This is a genomic window from uncultured Fibrobacter sp. (assembly GCF_947166265.1).
In the GTDB taxonomy this organism is placed as follows: domain Bacteria; phylum Fibrobacterota; class Fibrobacteria; order Fibrobacterales; family Fibrobacteraceae; genus Fibrobacter.
The window spans coordinates 1-8,151 of sequence record NZ_CAMVDO010000064.1; the positions used below are offsets into that span (position 1 = coordinate 1).

Annotated in this window: 6 protein-coding genes; 2 read left to right on the forward strand and 4 right to left on the reverse strand. The window is 49.0% G+C overall.

Going from position 1 to position 8,151, the window contains the following annotated elements; translation table 11 throughout:
* Positions 1-122: 122 nt before the first annotated feature.
* Genes Q0W37_RS14770 through Q0W37_RS14785 form a run of 4 tightly spaced genes read right to left on the reverse strand, consistent with a single transcriptional unit; the run spans position 123 to position 6,506 of the window.
* The gene (locus tag Q0W37_RS14770) at positions 123-3,938 is read right to left on the reverse strand and encodes a hypothetical protein (RefSeq protein WP_297702311.1); all 3,816 of its coding nucleotides are present in this window, start codon (positions 3,936-3,938) and stop codon (positions 123-125) included.
* A gap of 4 nt (positions 3,939-3,942) precedes the next feature.
* Positions 3,943-4,680 carry an ABC transporter ATP-binding protein gene (locus Q0W37_RS14775; protein ID WP_297702312.1) on the reverse strand — a complete coding sequence of 246 codons (738 nt, stop codon included), beginning with the start codon at positions 4,678-4,680 and terminating at the stop codon, positions 3,943-3,945.
* Positions 4,677-5,651, reverse strand: coding sequence for an iron ABC transporter permease (locus Q0W37_RS14780; RefSeq protein WP_297702313.1), 975 nt, complete (start codon positions 5,649-5,651; stop codon positions 4,677-4,679). Before Q0W37_RS14780 ends, Q0W37_RS14775 begins: the two co-directional genes overlap by 4 nt.
* Positions 5,652-5,660: 9 nt before the next feature.
* On the reverse strand, positions 5,661-6,506 hold the full coding sequence (locus tag Q0W37_RS14785; protein WP_297702314.1) for a hypothetical protein: 846 nt from the start codon (positions 6,504-6,506) through the stop codon (positions 5,661-5,663).
* Between the two features lie 80 nt (positions 6,507-6,586).
* On the opposite strand from Q0W37_RS14785, the gene nspC reads away from it, so the two are divergent.
* A complete protein-coding gene (gene nspC / locus Q0W37_RS14790) occupies positions 6,587-7,738 on the forward strand; it encodes a carboxynorspermidine decarboxylase (protein ID WP_297702315.1) in 1,152 nt (383 codons plus the stop codon).
* Between the two features lies 1 nt (position 7,739).
* A complete protein-coding gene (gene tsaE, locus Q0W37_RS14795) occupies positions 7,740-8,147 on the forward strand; it encodes a tRNA (adenosine(37)-N6)-threonylcarbamoyltransferase complex ATPase subunit type 1 TsaE (protein ID WP_297702316.1) in 408 nt (135 codons plus the stop codon).
* Positions 8,148-8,151 lie beyond the last annotated feature (4 nt).

Here is an 8,151-nt window from a genome sequence, read left to right on the forward strand (position 1 = left end):
TTGCCTTTTTTGCCCTTGGCAGGCTTTGACCTGTCGTCGAGGCGAAGGGCGAGCCAAGACATTATAATCCTTTGGGAGTCATCACTTTTCTTGGCTCGCGTTATTATGCTACCGGACAATCGCTATCGGACAATGATTTTTTCAACCTGGAATTTATTTCGAACGATGTAAATTCCCGCTTTCTGCACAGGGATAGCAACTTTCGAAACTCCCAGCGCTCCACGCCACAAACATTTACCACGCATATCGAACAACGCCGTACGCCCTCCCTCGACCAAATTGTCGAGATGTATCGTCCGTCCAACAACGCTCACACGCAAAGCCCTAAATACAAGCGGCATTTTTTCGATACCCGCCTGTCCCTTATCCAATTCATTGGGATCAAACGTCCCCTTACCCGAAAAAATTGGGAAGCCGCCGTTGACGCCTTTCGAATCATATTCAAAGGCTTCTTCCAGCAACGGAGCAAAGCTCCTGGACTTCATCTCCTTCGACGATTTCGCAACACCAACCACGCTGCTGTCAGGAGATCCTAAATAGAACACATTTTTCACATAAACTTGACCGGGATATGTCAATGCCGTCGGGCTACATTTTTTCAGTTCACTTACACAAACATTGGCCGTGTTGTACAGGTTCTTCAAGGTGAACATCACTCGCCTAAATTGTACAGACATATCTTTAAAACCAGAAACAAGCCCAGCCACACTTCCCGTATCCGATTTCACCTTTCCGACATTATAGGAATTGACGACACTTATAAAGTTTTCGGGACTTTCCATTATTTCGGCCCAATAAACATCCAGCGACATTCCCGCATAGCCGACAAGCCCCCCAGCATTCGCAGAACCATAAACAGTGCCCGCATTATAGGTTCTGTCAAGGTATATCTTTCGAGTAGCCTCCTTTAACGTTCCCCTAGTCGAGGGAACTCTATTGATACTATCCGCCTCAAGGACACCGACAATTCCCCCTGCAACAACCCCCTCAATAGAAGCACTTTCATTCCAGCAATTCTCTATAATGCCATGGTTCGTTCCTGCAATGGCTCCAGCATTTGTGCCTCGTATTGTAGACTTTGCAATTCCAACATTTTTAATGGTTCCGCTATTCAAAGCAAAAAGTCCACTATTTTTTACGGAATCCGTATAAATGCCTGAAATGACATGACCGCCGCCATCAAATATTCCTACAAACTTATCTGTTTTCTCAGACAAACTAAACAGCGGAATCCACGGATATTCCGATGTCGCGTTCAAGTCGATATCGGCTGTCACCTTGAAATTTTTGTCGCAAAAAAATGACGACATTACCGTATTTCCATAATGGTTAGTCCCATTGCTAAAAAGCGAGAGGAGCCACAGCTTTTCGGGAGAATCAATAATATAGGGATCGCTCTCGGAGCCTTGCCCTTCAAGGAACGCCAATATTGGATACCCTCCATTTTCTCCATGAGAATCTTCATTAAAGTACCCACCCAGTTTTTGGATGCTAGACCTTGATTTCAGGGTCTTGGAATCCATTCCCGCAATGGAATCAAAAACAACCAAGGTGTCAAAACCCAAGGCGGGAACAGAAGTCAATGAATTGTCGTAGAACAAAGGGCCATGAATCGTATCTTTTTTCTGGGGTTTACCGATAATGGCTCCAACATATTCGTCGCCGGTTACGACAGACGCGTTATAGCCATGAGATAATTTTCCGACTCCACCCACAGTTCCCGCAACAAGACCGCCCACAATACGGTCCCCCGATACAGTCCCCCTATTGTAAACATACTTGATATCGTTACTGTAAAGACTAAATGAAATTCCTCCAACCGAAGATTTCCCTGTCACGTTTCCATAATTCCGTGCGTAAAAGACATCTCCAGAAGTAACGCCACAGATATTCCGAATACCCTTGACATCAGCATAGTTCGTCACATTAAACATTGTCCCACTCATATAAGGAGCAACGCCACACACAGCAGTCACACCACTCACCGAACCATCAACCGTAATGTTCGAAATATCGTTGAAATTGCCTTGCCCCGACCAAAGCGCCCCAACGGATTTTTCCCCAACGATATCAACCTTGTGTAGCGTAAGGGACCGGATTTCAGAACGACTCAAATTCGAAAAGAATCCAATAGGAGGCAATGCATTCTTATTTGTAACATTGTAATAATACATAACGTCATCTTCCGGTTCGTCAAAAAGGCTATCCACATTGACGTCTTGGTGGATATTCAAATTCGAAATCGAATGGCCATTCCCATCATAACTTATCGCCCAGCCGTCCACGGGAGTCCAGTTGTTTACAGCCTTTGGCAACTCAATATCTGCATCCTGTCTGAAATAGCGCAATTCAAGCGTAGAGTCAATCACAATTGCTGCATGGCGTTCAAAACGACGTAAATCGCCCAGAGACTTTATCAGGTACGGGTTTTCCTTGGTGCCAGAACCATAATCAAATAATTTATCCATATTATAATAAGCAAGCAAGGGATATCCCCTATTAACAAGCGCCGTTCCCGAATCAGGAAAAAAATGCGCTTCCATCGAATCGGCATAAAAATGAACCGAATCAGCGTGTTCCCCGTTCAAATCGTACAGATGCAAAATGGAAAGGTTCAAACGATCCAAAAGTTTTGGTGCGATAGGGAACAATGCACCGACTAAGGAGTCCCCACTCACCTTCCCCGCATTATAGCCATTTCCTATATTAAATTCATAATAAATTATTTCCTCAGAATGCCGATAGAACACTAAAAGACCGCCCACACAAATTTTACCTGACACATCCCCCAAATTTACCACATTTTGAAAATATATTCGATCAAGGTCTCGTCCCCCATACTCAAGCCCAATCAGTCCGCCAACATACTCTTCACCGGCAATGTCGGCCTCATTCACAATGTCCCTAAAGATACCGTAATCAGTGGGGACATCAATATAAAGAAATCCCAAGAGTCCACCCACACACTTCCGCCCCGTCACGGAAGCCCTGTTGACAATTCCACGATACGTGGCATGAATATAGGACACTCCGGTCATCCCAATCACACCACCTACAACGGAATCCCCGTCAACAACTCCTGATACAGAAATATCTCTCAAATAAGGAGCCCCCAAGAACATAGGGGCAAAAGTCAATACATTAGGATAAGCATAAACAGAATCCATCCAAACAAAGCCGATAGTTCCAAAAAGCCCTCCGACATTGCGAGTTCCCTTGACAATCACATCTGCAGAGATGTTCTGCACATTGGGATCTTTGGGAGTATTCTGTTCATAACCATAAAAAGTACCCGCCAAGGCACCGACCGAAGCGCCGCCCTTCACATAGGAATTCTTAATTGCAAGATTGGTAACAGAACCCTTCCAAACGCCAAAGAGACCTTGGAAATTCTCGTCACTGCTGATGTAAAGACCACTGATAGAATGCCCCGCCCCATCCAAGTAAATAAGCGCAGGCTTCAAGGTATCCCCATAAACGGTCCATTTATTTTTGGGAGCAGACTTAGCCCAATCCTTTGCCGAGCCTTTATTCAATACGATATCACTAGCCAACTTGTAATAATACGTGGAATCGTATTTTTCGGCCATTAGCGCAAACTGCTCCGGAGTCTCGATTACAAACGGGTCGTTACTTTTACCAGCCCCCGATGCAAACTCTTTTGCCACTTTGCCCGTCCACACCTCCGATGCGGCAAAAACCGACAGCTGCAGCAAAACTACAGCGAGACCAATTTTAGATAAATACATAACGTCCCTTTTTTGAGTAAACCGCCTTAAATGTAAAAAAAAACAACCATTATCAAGGATAAAAATCATCAATCTAAATTTGATGACGAAATTCGGGTAAACACTCCTAGCCTGCATTCCCATTAGTAAAAAACGGCCCGCGATGCAGGTCGTTTCGGTCCATTTTTTTTGCAATTCTTTATCTATCAACGAATTAGCAAATTTCCGTCCAGTCCAGGAGTCCGTTTGCACGAGCGTCTTGGGTAGCAGCCACACGTGCGCGCCCACCCGCAATGACCATCATACGGTCGCTATAGCGCTCGGCATATTCCACGGAATGCGTCGAAACGATAATCCCCATTTCGCGTTCCGCGGCCATTTTCTTCAAAGTCCTGAAAAGCCGATGGCTATGCGGAATATCCAAAAACGCATTCGGTTCATCGAGCAGCAACACCTTCACCTGCTGCGCCACCGCCATCGCAAGGAACACCCGGCTGCGTTCCCCATCGCTAAGTTCCGACACCCAGCGCGACGCGTAATTTTCCAGTTCCAAAAGTTTCAAGGCTTCGTCGACAACACGTTCGTCTTCGGCAGAATGGCCGTCAAAAAGCCCTACGTAGGGAGTTCTGCCCAGGCCCACAAATTCACGAACCGTCATGCGGTCAAGGGACACATTTGCCAAATAACCCATACGCACCAAGGCGACAAACTTAGCCCGTTCCCGCGCCGTCCACGATTCATTTTTAGACAAAGTAACAATTCCCTTCAAGGGAGGAATCATCCCGGCGAACGTCTTGAGCAGCGTACTCTTGCCACAACCGTTCTCACCAAGCAGCGCAACCACTTCTCCAGAATGCAATTCAAAATCGAAAGGCGCTATTAACCCCGTTTCAGAAACATTCCTTGATTTTGCATAGCCCACCACAAGGCCCGTACAAGAAAGCAAGCTCATTCGCGCACCCCCCGCCCACGTACAATGACCGAAAGCACCACAGGGACACCCACCAGACTAAGCACCGCATTCAAGGGAACCGAAGAAAAGAAACCCGCAAGCAAACAAAGCACGACGCCACACAAAGCGGACCCCGACAAAAGCACCCGGTGGTTTCCCGTTTTGAACAACATAAAAGCAAGGTGCGGAACAGCGATTCCCACAAACGCCACCGGTCCACAAAAGGCCGTCGAAGACGCCGCCAAAAGAGACGCCCCGAGCAGCACCAGTTTTCGGTCCAGGCGCACGTTCACGCCCAAGCCCGCCGCAAAATCTTCGCCCATCCGAACGGCATTCAGGTAACGCATCGACACCGCAATCAGCGCCACCCCCACGGCAACCGTAACCACAAAAAGCCAAATTCCGTCGAAGGTCAACCGGCCAAAGCTCCCCATTCCCCACGACACGTAAACCTTGAGCGATTCTGCATCCCCCTGGACAATCAAAAGACTCACCAGCGCATCGATAAAGTAGCCTATCAGAAGTCCCACAATCAAAAGCACCGTCGAATTACGAAAGTGACTCGCCACCGACATCACGAGCGCCGTCACAACGAGCGCCCCGATGGCAGCCGCCGAAAGGACGCCCAGGCGCCCAAAGCTAAACCCCGCGAGCAAGGAGAGCGCCACCCCTAGGCTTGCCCCGCTGCTAATGCCAAGCACAAAAGGCCCTGCCAACGGATTTCGGAACAAGGTCTGCAGCGAAAGGCCTGCTATCGAAAGCGAAATCCCGGAGAGGACTGCCGCCACCAGTCGGGGAACCCGGATATCCCAAAACACGCGACTCGCCACCGAATCGTCAAACAAAAACGCGTCGGACCACGACAGCCCGACCGTTCCCGAAAATAGTGTCAAATAGCCAAAGATTCCTGCAAGCAGGATAAGCAGGGCAAATCCGAAGAGGATTCGAAACGTGTTCCGTCCCCCGTTCACGGACCCGCCTTACTTCTTCTTTTTGTTCTTTTCCAGTTCCTGCTTCATTTCGGCGGTACCCTTAGGATCGCGCAAGTAGACTTCTGCAGGAATGTTATCGAAGCCCTGGAGGGCGTTCAGCCAGTTATCGTTCAAATCGCGGAATTCCAGCTTGTTCAGATTGTAAAGCAGGGAGTCCTTGATGATATCGAACGTAATGTAGTCCCAACGAACCACCTGACGATCCTTGAACACTTCACGGCTGATGAGAGAAGTTTCGTTTTCAAAACGGTAACGAGCCTTGAACGTGTATTCGCCCGTCATCTGGTAACGGCCCGAATCGGAATACGTACGGGTAATGCCCACCAAGGTATCATTTGCACCAAAGCGGAGTTCCGCATCGCGGAAGGCATGACCGTGTGCAATAATCGGCGTACGCCATGCACCAAACACCTGTTCCTTCATCTTCTTCTGGAGGACTGTATCGATATTCCAGTGGTCGAAATTCTTCTTGTCGTAGCGGATGCGCTGCACATACTTGCCATCCTGGATCAACTTGCGGACGCTGTCGGCCTGGACCTTTGCCACGCTGTCGCCATTACGCGGGCCCGTGGGAGCCTGCACCCTGTTCATGGAATCGAGCTTTGCCTGGATCATTTCGTCCAAAGTGGCCGTCGCACCACGGGGGGTAGAAACCACCTGGGATTCCACCTTGGCGAGGTTAGCCGGCTGCGGAGCCGTAGACGGAGAAGATTGGACAGTAGCGGCAGGTGCAGAAGGCTGGGCTGCAACCGTAGCAGAAGTAGAAGTCGTCTGAGCCAGAGGCATTCCTACGAAAGCCAGGGACAAAATCGAAAGAACAATATGCTTATACATAGATACACTCATCATTGTAAATGTAGTTAAAGGTTTTTAAAAAAGGGGTGTACGGGGGCAAAAAAAGGTATCTTTGGCGTATGCAAGATAAATTTACAGGAAAAATGCTCGATTATTCTCAAGTTCCCTCCCCTTGTTTCGTGTTGGACGAGGCAAGACTACGCCGCAACATGGAAATTCTGGACGATATCCAGAAACGCGGGAATGTAAAAATAATTTGCGCCTTGAAAGGTTACAGCTTTTGGCGCAGTTTTCCGCTGATTAGGCAGTACCTCGCAGGGGCAACTGCCTCTAGCCTAAACGAAGCAAGACTTGCCAAGGAAGAAATGGGCAAGGAAGTGCACGTATTCGCTCCAGTTTACGAAGACGACGAAATCGACCAGATTCTTGCCTGTGCGGGCCACATCACCTTCAACAGTTTCAGCCAGTGGCAGCGCTTTAAGGCAAAGACCCTCGCAGCAGGAGTAAGCGCCGGAATCCGCGTGAACCCGCAATTTTCGACCGTCGAGACCGACCTGTACAACCCTTGCGGCAAGTTTTCGAGACTCGGCGTTACCGAAGCGGAGTTCAAACCGGAACTCTTGGACGGCATCGAAGGGCTACACTTTCACGCCCTCTGCGAACAAGACGCAGACGCCCTGGAAGGCGTACTCAAGGCATTCGAACAGCATTTCGGCAAATATCTGCCGCAAATGAAATGGGTGAACTTTGGCGGCGGACACCATATTACCCGCAAGGATTACCACCGCGAAGAACTCGTCCGTATTCTGAACGAATTCCACAACCGTTACCCGCACCTCACGGTCATTATGGAACCGGGCGAAGCTGTCGGCTGGCAAACGGGCGAACTCGTGACCTCGGTCGGAGACCTTGTTCACAACGAAATGGACATTGCCATCTTGAACGTGTCTATCAGCGCACACATGCCGGACTGCCTCGAAATGCCGTACCGCCCCGAAGTGATCGGTGCAGGAATGCCGGGCGAAAAGAAATACACATACAAACTAGCAGGCAATTCTTGTTTGGCAGGCGACCAACTCGGAGACTTCTCTTTCGACGAACCACTCAAGGTAGGTGATAAGATTATCTTCGAGGATATGATCCACTACACCATGGTGAAAACCACGTTCTTCAACGGTGTGCGTCACCCGAGTATCGGCAAGTTCGATGAAAGTGGCAAGTTCCACTTGCTGCACAAGTTCACCTACGAACAGTTCAAGGAGAAACTGTAAGGTGCTTTTTCATAGCGAAGAAGAAACTTTCAATTGGGCCGTAGAGTTTGGCCGTAGCCTGAAGCCGGGCGACAAGGTGGCTCTTTACGGGAACCTGGGCGCAGGCAAGACGGTCATTAGCCGCGGGGTCTGCAAAGGTCTCGGCTTTACGGGCGCCGTTTGCTCCCCCACCTACACCATTCTGCACGAATACCCGAACGACCCGCCGATTTTCCACTTCGACCTTTACCGTCTCGAAGGTGGCGCCGACCTCAATGAAGTCGGCCTCGACCCCGATTATCTCGAAAAGGGAATCAGCCTGATTGAATGGCCGGAACGCCTCGAAGACAACGACCCCGGCCTGACGCACACCATCGAAATAAAAATCCTCTCGGAAACCGAGAGGGAAATTACCGTAAGCAAAGCCTAGTCTT